Consider the following 21,902-nt stretch of genomic DNA (forward strand, 5'->3'; position numbering starts at 1 on the left):
GGCTGCCGTGCGGGGAAACCAGCCAGCCAACTCCGATGATGGGATGAGAAGTGCCGAACGAGAACGCCTGGAGCGTCATAGCCGAGCCTGCCTCGAATTCCCTGATACTCGGCGTCGACTTTCCCGCGGCCGGCCGTCATGAGGCGGGCTTCGACGACCTGGTGAAGGGAATGGGCACCGCCTGGTCCGGGCACGGGGTGCTGCAGACCTCGCCGCCGCCGGTGCGGCTGGCCGACCGGCCGTCCGGCGACTTCTACACCGACCACTGGATGCGGTCGGGCGACTGGGAGAAGTACGAGGTCGTGGCGGTGCTCGGATACTGCGTCGGCGCGGTCTACGCGGGCCGGGTCGCCGAGCGGCTGGCGGCGGTGCAGGGCAGGATGCCCCAGGTGGTGCTGTTCGACGCGCAGCTCGCCGATCTGCCGCTGCTGGCCTCGGAGATGCACAAGATGATCGGGCAGGCCGCCGCGGTGCTCAGCGAGCAGGAGGCGGAGGAGGGCCGCAAGCGGGCCGTCGAGATCGTCGCCACCCCGTCGATCGGCATGGCGGAGGCGGCCGGGCAGATGGTCGAGCTGTACCGGGAGCTGGCCACTTCGGGCTTCCGGCGGATCGGTCTGTCGGAGTCCCGCTGCGAAGAGATGGTGCTGCTTTTCGAGTCGTACATGACCTGGCTCTCGGCCTCCTCCCGGATCGACCCGGCCGGTGCCTGGGGCGGTGCGCTCGGCCTCACCTCGGCCGACTACGGCGAATTGGAGAAGGCCGGTGCCACCACCGTCGTGAATGCCGCCACCGCGGCGATCGGCCGGCGCATACCCGTAGAGACCCGGCACATCGATCTCCTGCGGGATGCGTCTACCGTGCGCGCCCTGCTCGCCAACACCGAATTCTGACCGGTATGAACTCCCAGCCGGCCAACTCGGAAAGCGCCCCGGAATCCGCACCCCGACCGGCGGCCGCGAACACGGACACCGAAGAGGACACCGCCCTCGCGAACACAACCGCTCCTGCGAACGGCACCGCCTCTGCAAACGGCACCGCTCCTGCGAACGGCGCCGCCTCTGCGAACGGCACGCCCGCCGCGGACAATACGGCTGCCGTGAACAGCACGGCCCCCGTGCACGGCACGGCCACCACGAACAAGGAAAAGGCCCTCTGGCTGCTGGAGCAGCTGGTCCCGGACACCGGGGTGAACAACCTGGGACTGGCGCTCCAGGTCAGCGGACGGCTGCGGCCCGATGTGCTCGGCGCGGCCCTGGCCGTGGTGGCCGGCCGGTTCGAGGTGCTGCGCACCGTGTTCCACGCGAGCGGCGCCGAGCTGCTCAAGGAGACGGTTCCCGCCGGGGAGTTCGCCGTCCCGGTGGAGCCGCTGGAGCTGTCCGGCGGGCCGCTGGCCGAGGACCTGACCGCGTTCGTCGACCGGCCCTTCCCGCTCGACGGCCGTCCCTTGATCCGGGTCGCCACCGGCACCACCGCCGACGGCGACGTGCTCTGTGTGGCCGTGCACCACCTGGTGTTCGACATGGTCTCGGTCGGCGTGCTGCTGCAGGCGCTGGTCCCGGTCTACGACGCCGTCGCGGCCGGCCGCCCGCTGCCCGAGCAGGCCGTCGCGCCGGTCCCGGCCCTCGCCGAGCCCGCGCCGCGCCCCGCCGACCTCGTCCACTGGCGCCGCACCCTGGACGGCTTCGACCCCACCGGCCTGGACCTGTGGTGCGGCACCCCGCGCGGGCGGCAGCCGGTGCTGGCCGGCGAGAGCGCCGTGCGGACCCTCGGCCCCCGGGCCCAGCAGGCCGCGGTCGCATTGCAGCGTGCCGCGCGGGCGCCGATGGGCGCGGTGATGCTCGCCGCCTATGCCGCCCTGCTCGCCGCCCACGGCGCCGGCCCGGACCTGGTGATCGGCTCCCCGGTGGACGTTCGCGGGGCCGACGCCGGCGCCATCGGCTACCACGTCAACGTCGTCCCCATCCGTATCCGGGTGGACCTCGCCGAGGGCTTCCGCCCGCTCGCCCGCCAGGCCAGGGACGCCTTCCTCGGCGCGATGGCGCACGCGCACACCTCGGTGGACGAACTCGCCGGAGAGCTGCCGGGCATCGGCACGTCCTGGCAGACCCAGCTCTTCCGGCACCTGTTCAACTTCCTCCCCGACGCGCCCGTCGGTGAGCTGCGGGTGGACGGGATGCCGGCCCGGCTGCTGACGGTGGAGAACCCGCACAGCAAGTTCGACCTGGAACTGGTCGGCTCCCCGGCCCGCGCCGAGCTGATGCTGCGTCACTCCCGGACGCTGACCCCCGCCGACGCCGCGGCCCTGCTGTCCCGCTTCGAGGCGCTGCTCGTCACGGCCGCCCAGGACCCGGACCGGCCGCTCGGCGAGACGGCGGGCTGGAGCGAGCGTGACCGCGAGACGGTCGACCGGGCCAACGACACCGCGCTGAACGGCCGACCGGCCACGCTGGAGGCGGCGTTCACCTCTTGGGCTCGCAGCCGTCCCGCCGACGTGGCCGTGCTGGACGGCGACCGGAGCATCACCTACGGCGAGTTGGACGCGGCCGCGGACGCCGTCCGCGAGCTGCTGGCGGACGCCGGCGTGCGGCCCGCAGAGGTGGTCGCGGTCGCGGCGGCGCCGGGCGAGACGGCCGCCGCGCTTCTCGGCTGCTGGCGGGCCGGCGCCGTCTGCTTCCCGCTCGACCCCGGCGAGGAACCGTCCCTTCAGGCCCGGCGGCTGACGCAGGCCGCGGCGAAGACCGTGCTCACCGGAGCGGGAGTGCGACTGCCCGCCGGAGCGGACCTGCCCGCCGAGGCGGATCTGCCCGCCGAGGCGGACCTGCCGCCCGTCCTGCCGCTGCCCGAGTTCACCGGCACCGGCCCCGAGCGGCCGGGCGCGCCCGTAGGCCCGTACGGCGACGAGCCCCCACGGGACGTACCCGCCTGCCGGCTGCCCGCAGGCGAGGAGGACGAGGCGCGGTCGGCCGTCGTGGAGGACGAGGCGCGGTCGGCCGTCGTGCTGAGCCACGCCGGTATCGCCGACACCGCCGCCCACTTCGCCCGGGAACTCGGCGTCGGGCCCGGCACCGGTGTGCTGAGTCTGGCCCGGCCCGGCACCTTCGCGGCGCTCTTCGACGCCGCTCTGGCGCTGAGCGTCGGCGGTCGGCTCGTGCCGGCCCCGCAGGAGGCCCGTACCGACGCCGTCGCCCTGCGCGCGGCCGCCGAGCGGCACGGGGCGGACGTGCTGGCCGTACCGCCGGGCACCGCGCCCCGGCTGCTGGAGGAGTTGGGTGGCCAACTGCCCGGACTGACCGTCCTGGTCGCCGGTGACGAGCTGTCCGCGCCGGCCGCCAAGGCGCTGCTCGCCGCGGACTGCCGGCTGCACTGCGGCTACGGCGCCCCGCAGACCACCGGCTGGGCCATCGCCGGCCGGGTCACCACCCCCGAGGACACCCGCCGGGGCCGCCCGATCGGCAACACCAGGGCGTTCGTCGCCGCCCCCGACGGACGGGAGCTGCCTGTCGGTGTGCGGGGCGAACTCTGCGTCGCCGGCACCGGTACGGCCCTGGACACACCGGACGGCCCGGCCCTGCCGGACCACCCCGGCTACGGGCGCCACCACCGCACCGGACGGCTCGCCCAGTGGCAGCCGGACGGCACCCTCGTCTGGCACCCCCGCGAGCAGACCGCCGCGGACCCGGCCGCCGGGCCCACCGCCCCGGACGCCGCGGCCGACGACACACTTGTCGGCGAGTTCGTGGCGATCTGGCAGAAGCTGCTGAGCTGCGAGGTCACCGCGCAGACCCACTTCTTCGACGCGGGCGGCCACTCGCTGCTCGCCGCCGTGCTGACGCAGCAGGTCGAGGACCTCACCGGCATCGCCCTCCAACTGCGTGACGTCTTCGAGCACCCGACTCCCGCCGCCCTGGCCGCCAGGGTGCGCCGATGACCCGGAACCGGCCGACGCCGGCCGCGCCACCACCGGCCGGCCGCGACCGGCCCACCGAACCCAGGGAAGAGACCAGGAAGAGACCATGAGTACTGCTTTCGATGAGCACCGGCTCGCCGTCGTCGGCGCCGGCGTGATGGGCACGAACATCTCGGCACTGGCCCTCGGCCACGGCGTCGACGTCGTCCTGGTCGAGACGGACGAGGCCGCCCGCGACCGGGCGGACGGCACCGTGCGGCACAAGCTGCGGCACGCCCAGCTGATGAACGTGCTGCCCGCGGACCGCCCGCAGGGCACGCTGACGATCACCGCGAAGCTGGACGACATCGCGGACGCCGACACCGTCGTCGAGGCCGTCACCGAGATCGCCGAGACCAAGAAGGAGGTGCTCGGCGCGGCCTCCAAGATCGTCGTGCCCGGCACCACCCTGATCTCCAACACCTCCTGCATCCCGATCGAGGAAATGGCCGCCTGGACGACGCGCCCCGAAGACCTCCTGGGCGTGCACTTCATGAACCCCGCCTACATGATCAAGATGGTCGAGGTCATCCGGGGCCCGCAGACTTCTCCCGCCACCCTGGAACGCGCCACCGCCCTGCTCACGGTCCTGGGCCGGGAATCCCTCGTCATCGAGGACTCCGCGGGCTTCGTGATCAACCGGCTGCTGCACCCGCTGATCAACACCGCGGCCATGCTCGTCCAGGAGGGCGTGGCCTCCGTCGAGACGGTGGACAACCTGCTGCAGGGCTGCCTCGGCCACGCCACCGGGCCGCTGCGCACCGGCGACCTCATCGGCCTGGAGAACCTGGTCGACTCCCTCAATGTGCTCTACGAACGCCGCGGGGACGAGAGCTGCCGCCCCTGCGACCTGCTGCTCGCCAAGGTGCGGGACGGCCACCTGGGCCGGAAGACCGGCCGGGGCTTCTACGACTACGGAAAGGCCGCATCATGACCGTCGAAGGCGAAAACGCCACCCGCACCGCCGAGACCGTGCACAAGGAACTGCTCGACTTCCTCACCGAGCGGATCCAGACCACCGTCGAGCCTGACCAGGACCTGTTCTCCTCCGGCATGGTCTCCTCCATGTTCGCCATGCAACTCGTCGTCCACCTGGAGGAGGCGTACGACCTCGCCATCGTCGGCGGCGACCTCAAGCTGGACAACTTCCGCACCGTGCAGACCATGACCGACCTGGTGATGCGGCTGCAGGGGACGGCGGAGGCGCACTGACATGGCAGACCTCCTGGCCGACGGGCGCGCCCTGATCAGCGAGCTCGTCGGCGACCGGGCCGCCGACTGGGACGTGGCCGGCGAACTGCCCGTAGAGACGCTGCGGACCCTGGGCGCCCGCGGCCTGCTGTGCGCACAGGTCCCCGCCGACCACGGCGGCCTCGGCCTGAGCAGCGCCGTCAACGGCGAACTCACCGCTCACGCCGGCAGCCTGTGCAGTTCACTGCGCTCGGTGATGACCTCACAGGGCATCGTGGCCTGGACCGTCCAGCGCTTCGGCGACCGCACCCAGCGGCGCGAGCTGCTCGCAGAGCTGACCGGCGGCAAACTCACCGCCGTCGGCTTCAGCGAACCAGGTGCCGGCAGCGACCTGGCGGCCATGACCACCCGGATCAAGGCCGACGGGGACGGGTACGTCGTCGACGGCGAGAAGAAGTGGGTCACCGGCACCCGCTACGCCGACTTCGTACTGATCATCGGCCGGTACGGCGACGGGGACGGCGCCGCCGCCGCGATCGTCCCCGTCGACGCGCCCGGTGTGCACATCCGGCCGGTGCCGCACCCGATGGGCTGCCGGGCCGCCGGACACGCCGACATCCGGCTGGACCAGGTACGGCTGACCGCCTCCCAGGTGCTCGGCGGCGGCGGACAGCCCCTGTCCATGCTGTTCACCACCGCCCTGACCTACGGGCGGGTGTCCATCGGCTGGGGCTGCGTCGGCATCCTGCGGGCCTGCCTGGACGCGGCCGGCCGGCACGCGCAGCAGCGCCACCAGGGCGAAGTGGCCCTGGCCGAGCATCAACTGGTGCGCGGACACCTCGCCGACCTGCTGGTCGCCGAACAGGTCGCGCTGCGCGCCTGCGAGCACGCCAGCCGGCAGTGGGACGCCGCGGCCCCGGACCTGGGCACCATGGCCGTCCTGGCCAAGCACGTCAGCGCCCAGCAGGCCGCCCGCAGCGCCGCCACCGCGGTCCAGCTGCTCGGCTCGACCGGCTCCGCCGACGGCCACGTGGTGGCCCGCGCGTTCCGCGACGCCAAGCTCATGGAACTGATCGAGGGCAGCAACGAGATCTGCCGGCTGATCCTCGCCGACCACGTGCTGTCCACCACGAAGACCGGCTGACCCGCCGGTCCCACCCCGCCGTCCCCGTCCCTGTGACTCCCCCCTCGGCCCGCGTCGACCGCGGGCCACGCGAGCGAAGCCCGTAGGAGAACTCGTGGCCGACAAGACAACCCTCGTGAAGTGCCTGGTCTGGGACCTGGACAACACCATCTGGGACGGCACCCTGCTGGAGGATGCGAGCGTGGAACCGTTCCCCGGCATCCTGGACACCCTCGCGGAGCTGGACTCCCGGGGCATCCTGCACTCCGTCTCCAGCAAGAACGACCACGACCTCGCCTGGAAGCGGCTGGAGGAGCTGGGCCTGGCCGAGTACTTCGTGCACCCCCGGATCGGCTGGGGCCGCAAGTCCGACGCGGTCCGCGAGATAGCCGAGCGGCTGAACTTCGCCGAGGGCACCATCGCGTTCATCGACGACCAGCCCACCGAGCGCGCCGAGGTCACCTACGGCGCCCCGGACGTCCGCTGCTACCCGGCCGAACAGGCCACCTCGCTCACCGGGCTGCCCGAGTTCAGCCCGTCGACCGTCACCGTCGACTCCCGCCGGCGCCGCGAGATGTACCAGGCCGGCGCACGCCGGGACGCCGAGAAGGAGACCTTCAACGGCCCCGACGAGGACTTCCTGCGCAGCCTCGACCTGGTCATGGCCATCAAGCGGGCCGACGAGGAAGACCTCTCCCGCGTCGAGGAACTCACGCTGCGCACCAGCCAGATGAACGCCACCGGCGTGCACTACTCGGACGCCGCGCTGCGCGCGCTGCTGGCCGACCCGGACCACGAGGTGCTGACCGTCACCCTCACCGACCGCTTCGGCCCGCACGGTGCGGTGGGCGTCCTCCTCCTGGAGCGCCACCCGCAGCTGTGGCACCTCAAGCTGCTGGCCACCTCCTGCCGGGTGGTCAGCTTCGGGGCCGGCTCGGTGATCCTCAACTGGCTCATCGATCAGGCGGCCCGGGCCGGCGCCCACCTCGCCGCCGACTTCCGGCGCACCGAACGCAACCGCATGATGGACATCGCCTACCGGTTCGCCGGCTTCGCCGACGACGCCTGCGCCTGCCTCGCCGCGCTCGAAGCCTCCGCCGGAGAGGGCGTCCAGCGGCTGCACCTGCTCGCCGACCACCGCGAGGCACCGTCCACCATGCGCCTGATCGCCCCCGAACTGGCCCCGGGCGGCGGGGGGACGACTCCCGACACCGGGGAGACGACTCCCGACATGGGGGAGACGACTCCCGGCACGGGGGAGGCGTCTCCCAACACCGGGGAGAGGGCCCCCGTCGGCTGACACGCCGAGGCCCGGCGGTCCGTCCGTCGGGCCCGCCGCCCGGGCACGACGGACGGGCGCCCGCCGCGCACCGTGCCCGACGCCTTTCTCCCACCCCTTTCGCTGAGCCTGCCCGCGGCAGCCGTCCGGCCCTTCGGCCCTGTTCCCGGCCGAAGGACCGGCGAGCGGGTACCGCAGACAACTTCCGGAATGCCGAGGGACTTGTGAACGACACCGATGGGCCGACCCTGAAGGACACCGCCGCAGCCGGCGCACAGCCTTTGGCGATCGTCGGTATGAGCTGCCGCTACCCCGGCGGGGTCCGTTCACCCGAGGACCTGTGGAAACTGCTGGCCGAAGGCGGACAGGGGCTCTCCGACTTCCCGCAGGACCGTGGCTGGAACCTCGGCTCGCTCCACGGCCAGGACCCGGACGGCACCGGGACCACCTACCTCACCCGCGGCGGATTCCTCGACGACGCCGCCGGTTTCGACGCCGCCTTCTTCGGTATCCCGCCGCGCGAGGCCCAGGCCATGGACCCCCAGCAGCGGCTGCTCCTGGAGGCATCCTGGGAGGCGCTGGAGAACGCCGCCCTCCTCCCCGCAGACCTCCGCGGCACCCGCACCGGCGTGTTCGTTGGCGCCGAACCCAGGGAGTACGGCCCCCGCCCGCACAGCGCACCGGGCAGCGCCAAGGGCCACCTGTTCACCGGCACCTCGCCCGGCGTGATGTCCGGCCGGATCTCCTACCTGCTGGGACTGCACGGCCCGTCGCTCACCGTGGACACCTCCGCCTCCAGCTCCCTGGTCGCCATCCACCTCGCGGCGCAGGCGCTGCGGACCGGCGACTGCTCGCTGGCGCTGGCCGGCGGAGTGTCCGTGATGTCCACCCCGGGGAACTTCATCGCCTTCAGCGGCCTGCGAGCCCTGTCGGCCGAGGGGATCTGCCGTCCCTTCTCGGCCGCCGCCGACGGCACCGTGTGGTCCGAAGGCGTCGGCCTGATCGTCCTGGAGCGGCTGTCCGACGCAGTCCGCAACGGCCACCCCGTGCTGGCCGTGCTGCGCGGTTCGGCCATCAACTCCGACGGCACCGGCGAGGGACTGACCGCGCCGAACGGCAGCGCCCAGCAGGCCGTCATCCGCCGCGCCCTGGCCGACGCGCACCTGACCGCCGACCAGGTGGACGCGGTGGAGGCGCACGGCACGGGGACGCGGCTGGGAGATCCGATCGAGGCGCGGGCGCTGCTGGCCACCTACGGTCAGGAGCGTCCGGAGGGCCGGCCGTTGTGGCTGGGGTCGGTGAAGTCCAACATCGGTCACACCCAGGCCGCCGCCGGTGTCGCGGGTGTCATCAAGATGGTGCTCGCCCTGCGCCACGGCGAACTCCCCGCGACCCTGCACGCACACGAGCCCACCCCCGGGGTGGACTGGTCCTCCGGCGGGGTACGGCTGCTGACCGCTCCGGCACCGTGGCCGGCCGGCGCCCGCACCCGCCGCGTCGGGGTCTCCGGCTTCGGCCTCGGTGGCACCAACGTGCACCTTCTTCTGGAGGAGGGGCCCACTGCGGCCCTGGCACAGGACGTCACGCAGGGCGCTCCCGTATCGGCAGTCGCACCGACCGTGATGTCAACTGCTGCGTCAGTTGCCGAATCAACCCCCGAGTCAGCTGTCGAGACGGTCAGTGCATGGCTGGTGTCCGGCCGCTCGGCCGCGGGTTTGGCGGGGCAGGCGGGGCGGTTGCGGGAGTGGGTGTCGCTTCGTCCGGCTCTTCGGCCGGTTGATGTGGCGTGGTCGTTGGCGGTGACGCGGTCGGTCTTCGAGCATCGTGCGGTGGTGGTTGGCGGGGGTCGGGAGCAGGTGCTGGCGGGGCTTGGAGGGCTGGCGTCGGGTGTTCCGGCTGGGTCGGTGGTGTCCGGCGTGGCGCGGTCGGGGGCTCGTCCGGTGTTTGCTTTTGCGGGTCAGGGGTCGCAGTGGGTGGGGATGGGGCGGGAGCTGGCGGGGGTTTCGCCGGTGTTCGCGGCGCGGTTGTCTGAGTGTGCTGCGGCGTTGGAGCCGTATGTGGACTGGTCGCTGACCGATGTCCTGGCGGGTGCGGAAGGTGCCCCCGCGTTGGAGGCGGCGGATGTCGTCCAGCCTGCGCTGTGGGCGGTGATGGTCTCCCTCGCTGCTGTCTGGGAGGCCGCTGGTGTCGCCCCGGAAGCCGTCGTCGGCCACTCGCAAGGAGAAATCGCCGCTGCCACGGTGGCTGGGATGCTGTCGCTTGAGGACGGTGCCCGTGTGGTGGCGTTGCGGTCGCGTGCGTTGAAGGTGCTGGCGGGCGCGGGCGGGATGCTGTCCGTCAGCCGTCCGGCGTCGGAGGTTCAGGAACGTCTGGCCCGGTTCGGCGACCGGCTGTCCCTGGCGGCGGTCAACGGCCCCTCGTCCACTGTCGTCTCGGGTGAGCCGGAGGCACTGGAGGAGTTGAAGGCGGAGTTCGAGGCGGCGGGCGCCCGGGCGCGGATGGTGGCGGTCGACTATGCCTCGCATTCGGCTCAGGTGGACCGGCTGGAGGAGGAGATCACTTCTGTCCTGGCCGGGGTCTCTCCGCGTCGGGGCCGGGTTCCGATGGTCTCTGCGATGACCGGCGAGGCCCTGACCGGTGAGGAGCTGGACGCCGGGTACTGGTTCCGCAGTCTGCGGGCGACGGTGCATTATGACCGTGCGGTGCGGGTGCTGGCGGGTCGTGGTCACCAAGTGTTCATCGAGGTGACCCCGCGTCCGGTGCTGGTCGGCGCCATGCAGGACACACTTCAGGCACTCACTCAGGAGGCCGGTCCTGGCGCGCTACCGGGCGCCGTCTGCGGAACCCTGCGGCGGGACGACGATGGAGCCGAGCGCCTGCTGCTCTCGTTGGCCGAGGCGTTCGTCAACGGGGCGTCGGTGAACTGGCAGGCGGTGCTCCCCGCAGGGAAGCGGGTGGAGCTGCCGACATACGCGTTCCAGCATGAGCGGTACTGGCTCGACGCCGACACTTCCACGCAGCCGGCCGAGGAGCCGCAGGCCGCGGACCTCACCGCTGCCACGGACACGGCCGCAGGGTGGGGGCTGCGCGGACAGCTCGCCGGCCGGCCGGAGCCCGAGCAGCACCAGCTCGTACTGGACCTGGTCACCACGCAGGCCGCAGCCGTGCTCGGCCATTCGGCACCGGCGGCCCTGGACCCCGCACGTACCTTCAAAGAACTGGGCTTCGACTCCGTAACCGGGGTCGACCTGCGCAACCGGCTGAGCACCGCGGCTGCCCTCCAACTGCCCAGCACGCTGATCTTCGACCACCCCACCCCGCTCGCGCTCGCCGGCTTCCTGCACGGTGAAGCGCAGGGCCACGCCCCTTCGGCCGGGGCCGCCGGCTCCACCAGGCCGCCGGCACCCTCGGGAGGTGACGAGCCCATTGCCATCGTGGCGATGAGCTGCCGCCTGCCGGGCGGCCTCAGCACCCCCGAACACCTGTGGGAGCTGCTGGCCGCGGGCGGCGAAGCAGTGGCCCCGCTCCCCGCCGACCGCGGGTGGGACCTCTCCCGACAGCACGGCACCCGACCCGACGTGGCTGACGAGGACGCAGCCTTCGCGAGCCCCGATGCGTCCACCCCCGGGCTGTCCACCCGTGGCGGTGGCTTCCTCACCGGCGCAGGGGACTTCGACGCCGCCTTCTTCGGGATCAGCCCGCGTGAAGCGTTGGCCATGGACCCGCAGCAGCGGCTGCTGCTCGAACTCTCCTGGGAAGCCTTCGAGCGCGCAGGCATCGACCCGGGGCGCCTGCGGGGCTCGGCGACCGGCGTCTTCGCCGGCGCGTCCCCGTCCGGATACGGCAGCCACGCGCCCGAGGAACTTACGGGCCACCTGCAGCCCGGCATCACCCCCAGCGTGATCTCCGGCCGGGTGGCCTACACGCTCGGACTCGAAGGCCCCGCGCTGACGGTGGACACCGCCTGCTCGTCCTCGCTGGTGGCGCTGCACCTGGCCGTCCGGTCGCTGCGGTCCGGTGAGTGCGAGCTGGCTCTCGCGGGCGGCGTCACCGTGCACGCCACCACGTCCTGGCTGAACTGGTTCGATCGCCAGCGGGGGCTGGCCGCCGACGGTCGCTGCAAGGCATACGCCGACCAGGCCGACGGAATGGGCATGGGCGAAGGCGCTGGCCTCCTGGTGCTGGAACGCCTGTCCGACGCGCGGCGCAATGGGCATCGGGTGCTGGCGGTGGTGCGGGGCAGTGCGGTCAACCAGGACGGTGCTTCCAACGGTCTGACGGCGCCGAGTGGTCCGTCGCAGCAGCGGGTGATCCGGGCGGCGTTGGCCGATGCGGGGCTGAAGCCGGTTGATGTGGATGTGGTGGAGGGGCACGGGACGGGGACGCGGTTGGGTGATCCGATCGAGGCGCAGGCGCTGCTGGCCACTTACGGGCAGGACCGTCCGGCGGACCGGCCGTTGTGGCTGGGGTCGGTGAAGTCCAACATCGGGCATGCCCAGTCCGCCGCGGGCGTGGCGGGCGTCCTCAAACTCGTCCTCGCCCTCCAACACGGAGAAGTGCCGAGGACCCTGCACGCCGACCAGCCGTCTTCGCAGGTGGACTGGGCTGCGGGGGCGGTGCGGCTGGTCACTGAGGCGGTGCCGTGGCCGGAGACGGGTGAGCGCCCGCGCCGGGCTGGTGTCTCCTCGTTCGGCATCAGTGGCACCAATGCTCACGTGATCATCGAGCAGGCCCCGAGTGTCGAGGACGCGCTCCTTTCGGGGGCGGCTCCGGGTACTGGAGCGGACGGTGACGCCGATACGGATTTGCCTGTGCTGCCGTGGGTGGTTTCCGGTCGTTCGGAGGCGGGCCTGGCCGGGCAGGCTGGGCGGCTGGCTGCATTCGTCGGGCGGGATGCGGGTGTGGGGCCGGTGGATGTGGGTTGGTCGTTGGTGTCGTCGCGTGCGGTGTTGGAGCATCGGGGGGTGGTGCTGGGCTCGGGCCGGGAGGAGTTGGTTGCTGGGCTGGGGGCGCTTGCGGAGGGGCGTGATCTGCCGGGTGTGGTGAGTGGTGCTGCGGGCGGCGTGGGCAAGGTGGGTTTTGTTTTCACCGGGCAGGGGGCGCAGCGGGTCGGGATGGGGCGTCAGCTCTACGAGACGTTCCCCGTCTTCGGGGCGGCGTTCGACGAGGTGTGCGCAGCATTGGACGTCCATCTTGGGGGTTCGCTGGCTGCGGTGGTGTGGGGTGTGGGTGACTCGTCGTGGCCGGGTGGCGGGCGTGTTGATGAGACGGTGTGGGCGCAGCCGGCGTTGTTCGCGGTGGAGGTGGCGCTGTTTCGTCTGTTGGCGTCGTGGGGTGTGGTGCCGCAGGTGGTGGCGGGTCATTCGATCGGTGAGCTGGCTGCGGCGCATGTGGCGGGGGTGTGGTCGCTGGAGGATGCCTGCGCGGTGGTCGCGGCTCGTGGTCGTCTGATGCAGGAGCTGCCGCACGGCGGAGCGATGGTGGCGGTGGAGGCTACCGAGGAAGAGGTCCGTAAGGCCTTGGCCGACCGTCCGGGGGTGGGGATCGCCGCGGTGAACGGACCGCGCGCGATCGTGGTGTCCGGCACCGAGGCCGACGTGCTGGCGGTGGCGGAGGAGCTGGCGCAGGCGGGGGCGCGCACGCGTCGTCTGCAGGTTTCGCATGCGTTCCATTCGCCGTTGATGGAGCCGATGCTGGAGCGGTTCGCGGAGGTGATCGCCCAGGTCACGTACCGGAAGCCGCAGGTGACGATGGTCTCCGCGCTGACCGGTGGTCCTGTTTCGGAGGAGGTCACCGACCCCTCGTACTGGGTGCGGCATGTGCGTGAGGCGGTGCGTTTCGCGGACGCGGCGGAGGCGATGCGCGGGCTCGGCGTCCGCACCTTCATCGAGCTCGGTCCGGACGGTGTCTTGTCCGGCATGGGTCCGCAGACCCGCACCGACAGCGAGGGCCAGGGTACGGGCGAGTCGGGTTCCGAGGCATGGCTGCCGGTGCTGCGCCGTGGCCGTGACGAGCCGCGGGCTGTGCTGACTGCGCTGGCGAAGGTGTTCGTTCGTGGGGTCCCGGTTGCCTGGGACGCGCTGTATGCAGGTACCGGCGCTCAGCGGGTGGACCTGCCCACCTACGCCTTCCAGCGTCACCGCTACTGGCTGCCGACCGCGCCCGCCCATCTGGACGCGGCGGGCCTGGGCCAGTACACGACCCGTCATCCGTTGTTGGGCGCGGCTGTGAAGTCGCCGGCCAGTGGGGGTGTGGTGTTGACGGGGCGGCTTTCGCTTGCGGGGCAGCCTTGGCTTGCGGATCATGTGGTGGCGGGCCAGGTGGTGGTGCCGGGCGCGGCGTTGGTGGAGATGGCGGTCCGTGCGGGTGATGAGGTGGGATGCTCGCGGGTCGAGGAATTGCTGAGCCAGGCTCCGCTGGTGCTGCCAGCGCAGGGCGGTGTGCGGGTGCAGGTCACGATGGAGGAGCCGGACGCGTCCGGGCGCCGTGCAGTCAGCGTCTATGCCCAGGACGAGGACATCCCGCCGGAAGGAGAGTGGACCCGGCACGCAACCGGCACGCTCTCCACCACACGGGAAGCTGGTGACGGACATGCGCACACTCGTTTCCAGCAGTGGCCCTCTCCCGGAGCTTCCCCCGTCGAACTGGCTGCTTTCTACTCCGTATTGTCGAATCGCGGCCTCTCCTACGGTCCGGTCTTCCAGGGTGTGCGGGCGGCCTGGCGTCTGGGTGAGGAGCTGTTTGCCGAGGTTGCTTTGCCGCAGGATGTGGCGGTGGACGGGTTTGGGTTGCATCCTGCGTTGTTGGATGCGGCGTTGCACGTCATTGTGGGTGTGGGGGAGCGTGTGGGTGGGTTGGAGGTGCCGTTTGCCTGGCGGGATGTGGAGTTGTATGCCACTGGTGCTCAGGTGGCCCGTGTCCGGGTGATGCCGGCAGCTGATGGGGAAGGGGTCTCGCTCAGCTTGGCGGATGCCGACGGTGCGCTGATCGCCTCCGTCGGCTCTCTGACCCTGCGGCCGTTCACAGCTCCCGGTGCCGGTGCAGGAGACGGCCTGTGCGGGATCGACTGGGTGCCTGCCACGGCCACTACGGTCACCCCGGTCGCCACATCCGATGTGGCCTCGGGCCCGGAGTCGTTGGGTCGGTGGGTTGTGCTCGGGGCTGCGGCGGTTGTGCCGGGTCTGCCGGGTGCTGTGGTTTTCCCGGATGTTGCGGGGTTGGTGGCGGCGGTGGAGGCGGGGGCTGAGGTTCCGCAGACGGTGGTGGTGCCGGTGCTGCCGGCAGTCGGTTCCGGTGGTGTTGCGGATGCGGCTCGTCGTACCGCGGTGGATGTTTTGGGGTTGGTGCAGCGTTGGCTGGCTGCTGATGTGTTGTCCGGTGCGCGGTTGTTGGTGTTGACCGAGTGTGCGGTCGATGCGGGTGCGGGGGTGCCGGTGGAGGTTGCGGCTGCTTCGGTGTGGGGTCTGGTGCGGGTGGCGCAGGCGGAGAATCCCGGGCGGGTGCTGCTGGCGGACGTGGACAGCATGTCCGTACCCGGTGTGGAGCTGGCCGGTTGGCTGCGGGCCGGGGTGGAGCTGGGCGAGCCGCAGTGGGCGGTGCGGGGCGGGCAGATCCGGGTGCCGCGCCTGGTGCGCCTGCCGTCCCGGCCCCTCACGGAGGAGACCCGTCCGGGCACGGTGTTGGTGACGGGTGCTTCGGGGGTTCTGGGTGGGTTGGTGGCTCGGCATCTGGCGAGGTCGGGTCGGGCGGAGCATCTGGTGCTGCTCTCGCGTCGCGGCGGCGAGGCTCCTGGAATGCCTGGGCTCGTGGCTGATCTTCAGGAGTTGGGTGTCAAGGTCACGGTGGCTGCCTGTGATGCGGCTGACCGGGGTCAGCTTGCCGGTGTGCTTGAGGGTGTGGCGTTGACGGGTGTGGTGCATGCGGCGGGGGTGTTGGATGACGGGGTGGTCGGTTCGCTGACGCCGCAGCGGCTGGAGTCGGTGTTGCGGCCGAAGGTGGATGCGGCCTGGAATCTGCATGAGCTGACCCGTGACCTGGGTCTGGAGCTGGACACGTTTGTGCTGTTCTCGTCCATCGCGGGGGTGATCGGTAATGCCGGTCAGGCCAACTATGCGGCGGGCAACACGTTCCTGGACGCGCTGGCCGCTCACCGGCGTCACCTCGGCCTGCCTGCCGTGTCGCTGGCCTGGGGGCCGTGGGAGAACGGCATGGCCGGTGCCCTGAACGAGGTGGACCAGCGCCGAATGTCCCGACAGGGACTGCGCCCGCTGTCCGTACCGGACGGACTGGCCCTGCTGGACACCGCCGTCCACACCGACCGGCCCCTGCTGGTCACCACCGGACTGGACCTGGCCGCACTGCGCCGTACCGGGGAAGCCCCGCTACTGCTCTCCGGCCTCCTGCCGGACACGCGCGGCGGCGGCCACTCGCAGCCCACCCGCCGCACCGTCGCCGAACCGGCCACAGACAACCGGAGCCCGCTGGCTGCACGGCTCGTCGGGCTCGCACCGGGCGAGCGGACCGAGAGTGCTCTCCAGCTGGTCGCGACGGAGGCCGCGTTGGTGCTGGGGATGACCGGGCCGGAGGCCGTCGAATCCGCCCGCTCGTTCCGGGACGCCGGCTTCGATTCGCTGACCGCCGTCGAACTGCGCAACCGACTGAACAGGGCGACGGGCCTGCGGTTGTCCGCCACGACCGTCTTCGACCACCCGACTCCGGCCGCGTTGGCGGCGCATGTGCTGGCCGAACTGCTCGGTGAGGACGAAGGCGGCCAGACGGGTGCTACCGCCCCGGCGGCCGATGTCCCGCGTGCGGGCGACGACCCGATCGTCATCGTCGGTATGGCCTGCCGGTTCCCTGGTGGGGTGTCCTCGGCGGAGGGGCTGTGGGAGCTGGTGGAGTCGCGGGGTGACGGGATCGGTGCCTTCCCGTCGGACCGTGGCTGGCCGGAGGATGTGGTGGATCCTGACCCGGACGCGGTGGGCAAGAGCGTCTCCGGTGAGGGCGGATTCCTTTACGATGCCGCCGAGTTCGATGCGGAGTTCTTCGGAATCAGCCCGCGCGAGGCGGTCGCGATGGATCCGCAGCAGCGGCTGTTGCTGGAGACCTCCTGGGAGGCGTTGGAGAACGCCGGCATCGACGCCACGGCACTGCGCGGCAGCCCGACCGGCGTATTCGCCGGGCTCTTCTACCACGATTACCTGCCCTGGCATGCGGTCCCGGAAGAGGCCGAGGGATACCTCGGCACCGGTAGCACGGGCTCGGTGGCCTCCGGCCGGGTGGCCTACACGCTGGGCTTGGAGGGCCCGGCGGTGACGGTGGATACGGCCTGCTCGTCCTCCCTGGTGGCGCTGCACCTGGCCGCCCAGTCGCTGCGGTCCGGCGAAAGCAACCTGGCCCTGGCGGGTGGAGTCACGGTGATGGGCACCCCCGGCACCTTTATCGACTTCTCCCGGCAGCGTGGGCTGGCGGCGGACGGCCGCTGCAAGTCGTACGCGGAGGGTGCGGACGGTACTGCCTGGGGCGAGGGCGTTGGCGTGCTGGTCGTGGAACGGCTCTCCGATGCGCGGCGCAATGGGCATCGGGTGCTGGCGGTGGTGCGGGGCAGTGCGGTCAACCAGGACGGTGCTTCCAACGGTCTGACGGCGCCGAATGGTCTGTCCCAGCGTCGGGTGATCCGGGCGGCGTTGGCTGATGCGGGGCTGAAGCCGGTTGATGTGGATGTGGTGGAGGGGCACGGTACGGGGACGCGGTTGGGTGATCCGATCGAGGCGCAGGCGCTGCTGGCCACTTACGGGCAGGACCGTCCGGCGGACCGGCCGTTGTGGCTGGGGTCGGTGAAGTCCAACATCGGGCACGCGCAGGCGGCTGCGGGTGTGGCGGGCATTGTGAAGATGGTGGCCGCCATGGAGCGGGGGGTAGTGCCGGCGACGTTGTATGCGGAGCGGCCGTCTTCGCAGGTGGACTGGGCTGCGGGGGCGGTGCGGCTGGTCACTGAGGCGGTGCCGTGGCCGGAGACGGGCGAGCGCCCGCGTCGGGCCGGGGTGTCTTCGTTCGGGTTTTCCGGGACCAATGCTCACGTGATCATTGAACAGGCCCCGAATGACGAGGGTGCGTCTCTTCCGGGGGCGGCTCCGGACACTGCGGACGGTGTTTCCAGTACGGATTTGCCTGTGCTGCCGTGGGTGGTTTCCGGTCGTTCGGAGGCGGGCCTGGCCGGGCAGGCTGGGCGGCTGGCTGCATTCGTTGAGCGGGATGCGGGTGTGGGGCCGGTGGATGTGGGTTGGTCGTTGGTGTCGTCGCGTGCGGTGTTGGAGCATCGGGCGGTGGTGCTGGGCTCGGGCCGGGAGGAGTTGGTTGCTGGGCTGGGGGCGCTTGCGGAGGGGCGTGATCTGCCGGGTGTGGTGAGTGGTGCTGCGGGCGGCGTGGGCAAGGTGGGTTTTGTTTTCACCGGGCAGGGGGCGCAGCGGGTCGGGATGGGGCGTCAGCTCTACGAGACGTTCCCCGTCTTCGGAGCGGCGTTCGACGAGGTGTGCGCAGCATTGGACGTCCATCTTGGGGGTTCGCTGGCTGCGGTGGTGTGGGGTGAGGGTGACCCGTCCTGGCCGGGTGGCGGGCGTGTTGATGAGACGGTGTGGGCGCAGCCTGCGTTGTTCGCGGTGGAGGTGGCGCTGTTTCGTCTGCTGGCGTCGTGGGGTGTGGTGCCGCAGGTGGTGGCGGGTCATTCGATCGGTGAGCTGGCTGCGGCGCATGTGGCGGGGGTGTGGTCGCTGGAGGATGCCTGTGCGGTGGTGGCGGCCCGGGGTCGTCTGATGCAGGAGCTGCCGAGCGGCGGAGCGATGGTGGCGGTGGAGGCTACCGAGGAAGAGGTCCGTAAGGCCTTGGCCGACCGTCCGGGGGTGGGGGTCGCTGCGGTGAACGGGCCGCGCGCGGTGGTGGTGTCCGGCACCGAGGCCGACGTGCTGGCGGTGGCGGAGGAGTTGGCGCAGGCGGGGGCGCGCACGCGGCGTTTGCAGGTTTCGCATGCGTTCCATTCGCCGTTGATGGAGCCGATGCTGGAGCGGTTTGCCGAGGTGATCGCCCAGGTCACGTACCGGAAGCCGCAGGTGACGATGGTCTCCGCGCTGACCGGCGGCCCCGTCTCGGAGGAGGTCACCGACCCCTCCTACTGGGTCCGGCACGTTCGCGAGGCGGTGCGTTTCGCGGACGCGGCGGAGGCGATGCGCGGGCTCGGCGTCCGTACCTTCATCGAGCTCGGTCCGGACGGCATCTTGTCCGGCATGGGCCCGCAGACCCGCACCGACAGTGACAACGAGGGCGAGTCGGGTTCCGAGGCATGGCTGCCGGTGCTGCGCCGCGGCCGCGACGAACCGCGCGCGCTGCTGACCGCGCTGGCGAAGGCGTTCGTCCGTGGGGCCCCGATGAGCTGGGAAGAAGTCTATGCGGGCAGCGGCGCCCAGCGGGTGGATCTGCCCACGTACGCCTTCCAGCGTCACCGCTACTGGCTGCCGACCGCGCCCGCCCATCTGGACGCGGTGGGTCTGGGCCAATCCTCCACTCTGCACCCGTTGTTGGGTGCGACGGTGGCGTTGCCAGCCAGTGGTGGTGTGGCGTTGACGGGGCGGCTTTCCCTTTCGGGGCAGCCCTGGCTTGCGGATCACGTGGTGGTGGGCCAGGCGGTGGTGCCCGGCGCGGTGCTGGTGGAGATGGCGGTCCGTGCGGGTGATGAGGCGGGGTGCTCGCGGGTCGAGGAGCTGTTGAGTGAGGCTCCGCTGGTGCTGCCTGCGCACGGCGGCGTGCGGGTGCAGGTCACGGTGGAGGAGCCGGATGCGTCCGGACACCGCGCAGTCAGCATTCACGCCCAGAGCGAGGGGAGCCCCCCGGAGGCGGCGTGGACCCGGCACGCCACCGGTGTTCTTGCCCCGGCCGAAGCGGCAGCCGCTACCGCCGACAGGACGACGCAGTGGCCGCCGACCGATGCGGTGTCTGTCGCACTGGATGACTTCTACTCCGGGTTGGCACAGCACGGACTGAGCTACGGTCCGGTCTTCCAGGGTGTGCGGGCGGCCTGGCGTCTGGGTGAGGAGCTGTTTGCCGAGGTTGCTCTGCCGCAGGATGTGGCGGTGGACGGGTTTGGGTTGCATCCTGCGTTGTTGGATGCGGCGTTGCACGTCATTGTGGGTGTGGGGGAGCGTGCGGGTGGGTTGGAGGTGCCGTTTGCCTGGCGGGATGTGGAGTTGTATGCCACCGGTGCTCAGGTGGCCCGTGTCCGGGTGATGCCGGCAGCTGATGGGGAAGGGGTCTCGCTCAGCTTGGCGGATGCCGACGGTGCGCTGATCGCCTCCGTCGGGTCCCTGACCCTGCGGCCGTTCGACGCTGCCGCCGCCCAATCCACCGAGGGCCTGTTCACCGTGGAATGGGTGCCCGCCGCGCTGACGGCGGACGGCTCCGGCGCGGCGGAAGGCCCGTGGGCCGTGCTCGGCGAGGACGTCCCGGGCGCCGCGAGCTACCCGGACCTGGCGGCGCTGGTGGCCGCGATCGAGACCGGTGCCGAGGTCCCGCGGACCGTTGTGGTGCGGGTTACGCCTGAGCGGCCCACGCCGGATGTCGCAGCTACGGCCCGTCGTACCGCGGTGGACATCTTGAAGTTGGTGCAGCGGTGGCTGGCTGCTGACGTGCTGTCTGATGCGCGGTTGTTGGTGTTGACCGAGTGCGCGGTCGATGCGGGGCCGGAGGTGCCGGTGGAGGTTGCGGCGGCTTCGGTGTGGGGCCTGGTCCGGGTGGCGCAGACGGAGAATCCCGGGCGGCTGCTCCTGGCGGACGTGGACGAGGTATCCGTACCCGGTGCCGAACTGGCCGGCTGGCTGCGAGACGGGATAGAACTGGGTGAGCCCCAGTGGGCGGTCCGGGGCGGGCAGATCCGGGTGCCCAGGCTGTCCCGTGCCACAACGGAGACCGGTGCCGGGCTTCGTCCGGGCACGGTGTTGGTGACGGGTGCTTCGGGGGTGCTGGGTGGGTTGGTGGCCCGGCATCTGGCGAGGTCGGGTCGGGCGGAGCATCTGGTGCTGCTCTCGCGTCGCGGCGGCGAGGCTCCTGGAATGCCTGGGCTCGTGGCTGATCTTCAGGAGTTGGGTGTCAAGGTCACGGTGGCTGCCTGTGATGCGGCTGACCGGGGTCAGCTTGCCGGTGTGCTTGAGGGTGTGGCGTTGACGGGTGTGGTGCATGCGGCGGGGGTGTTGGATGACGGGGTGGTCGGTTCGCTGACGCCGGAGCGGCTGGAGTCGGTGTTGCGGCCGAAGGTGGATGCGGCCTGGAATCTGCATGAGCTGACCCGTGACCTGGGTCTGGAGCTGGACACGTTTGTGCTGTTCTCGTCCATCGCGGGGGTGATCGGTAATGCCGGTCAGGCCAACTATGCGGCGGGCAACACGTTCCTGGACGCGCTGGCCGCTCACCGGCGCCACCTCGGCCTGCCTGCCGTATCGCTGGCCTGGGGGCCCTGGGAGAACGGCATGGCCAGCCGGCTGGCCGTCGCCGAACGTCAGAGACTGACCCAGCAAGGACTGTTGCCACTCACCGATGCGCGCGGCCTCGCGGTACTGGACGCCGCCGTGGGCCGGCCCGAACCACTTCTGGTGGCCGCCGAGCTGGACCTGGCCGCGCTGCACCGTACCGGGGAAGCCCCGTCGCTGCTCTCCGGGCTGGTGCCCGGCCCGCGCGCCGGTAAGCCCGCCCGTCCGACAGCAGGTGGCCGGCGCAGCGTCCTGGACCGTACCGAGGAACAGCAGACGCTCGCCGAGCGGCTGGGCCGTCTGGACCGGGGCGAGGCCCTGGACAGCCTGCGGGAACTCGTCCTGGCGCAGTCCGCCCTGGTACTGGGTATGTCCGGCCCCGGCAGGCTGGACGCCAACCGCTCCTTCCGCGACGTCGGCTTCGACTCGCTCACCGCCGTCAAACTGCGTAACCGGCTGAACAATGCCACCGGGCTGCGGCTGCCGCCCACAGTGGTCTTCGACCATCCGAGCCCGGCGGCGCTGAGCGGCTTCCTCGCGGAGGAACTGCTCGGCTCGGCCCCCGAGGCACCGGACGTGCTCGCGGCCCACTCGGGACTTGACCGGGTCGAAGCCTCGCTCGCCGGGATGATGGCCGACGGGTCCGTGCGGATGCAGGTCACGGAACGGCTCAAGCACATTCTCGGCGTGCTGAACGCGACCGCCGGAACCGACGACGGTGACGACGACGGCGCCTCGGTCGCCGACCGGATCCAGTCGGCCAGCGACGACGACATGTTCGACTTTATCGACAACCAGCTCGGGCTCTGAGTACGTCGCCGTACCACCGTGCGTATTGAGGAAGGCGTCAAT

Annotated in this window: 7 protein-coding genes; all 7 read left to right on the forward strand. The window is 71.5% G+C overall.

From position 1 onward, the window contains the following. Positions 1–50 precede the first annotated feature (50 nt). The gene (locus OEIGOIKO_RS36875; RefSeq protein ID WP_125057672.1) at positions 51–890 is read left to right on the forward strand and encodes a hypothetical protein; all 840 of its coding nucleotides are present in this window, start codon (positions 51–53) and stop codon (positions 888–890) included. Positions 891–1,096: 206 nt separating this feature from the next. Beyond that, the gene (locus tag OEIGOIKO_RS36880) at positions 1,097–3,928 is read left to right on the forward strand and encodes a condensation domain-containing protein (RefSeq protein ID WP_170251966.1); all 2,832 of its coding nucleotides are present in this window, start codon (positions 1,097–1,099) and stop codon (positions 3,926–3,928) included. A gap of 85 nt (positions 3,929–4,013) precedes the next feature. After that, on the forward strand, positions 4,014–4,880 hold the full coding sequence (locus OEIGOIKO_RS36885; protein WP_125057674.1) for a 3-hydroxyacyl-CoA dehydrogenase family protein: 867 nt from the start codon (positions 4,014–4,016) through the stop codon (positions 4,878–4,880). Further along, positions 4,877–5,158, forward strand: coding sequence for an acyl carrier protein (locus tag OEIGOIKO_RS36890; protein WP_125057675.1), 282 nt, complete (start codon positions 4,877–4,879; stop codon positions 5,156–5,158). Before OEIGOIKO_RS36885 ends, OEIGOIKO_RS36890 begins: the two co-directional genes overlap by 4 nt. Before the next feature lies 1 nt (position 5,159). Then, complete coding sequence (locus OEIGOIKO_RS36895; RefSeq protein WP_125057676.1) at positions 5,160–6,281, forward strand: acyl-CoA dehydrogenase family protein; 1,122 nt, start codon at positions 5,160–5,162, stop codon at positions 6,279–6,281. A 94-nt stretch (positions 6,282–6,375) separates the two neighbouring features. Further along, entirely contained in the window at positions 6,376–7,560 is a 1,185-nt protein-coding gene (locus tag OEIGOIKO_RS36900; RefSeq protein ID WP_125057677.1) for an HAD-IIIC family phosphatase, read from the forward strand. Positions 7,561–7,763: 203 nt separating this feature from the next. Continuing rightward, positions 7,764–21,860 (forward strand): type I polyketide synthase, encoded by a 14,097-nt coding sequence (locus tag OEIGOIKO_RS36905; RefSeq protein ID WP_246177787.1) that lies wholly within the window; start codon positions 7,764–7,766, stop codon positions 21,858–21,860. Positions 21,861–21,902: the final 42 nt, after the last annotated feature.

Source organism: Streptomyces paromomycinus, assembly GCF_003865155.1.
In the GTDB taxonomy this organism is placed as follows: Bacteria; Actinomycetota; Actinomycetes; order Streptomycetales; family Streptomycetaceae; genus Streptomyces; species Streptomyces chrestomyceticus.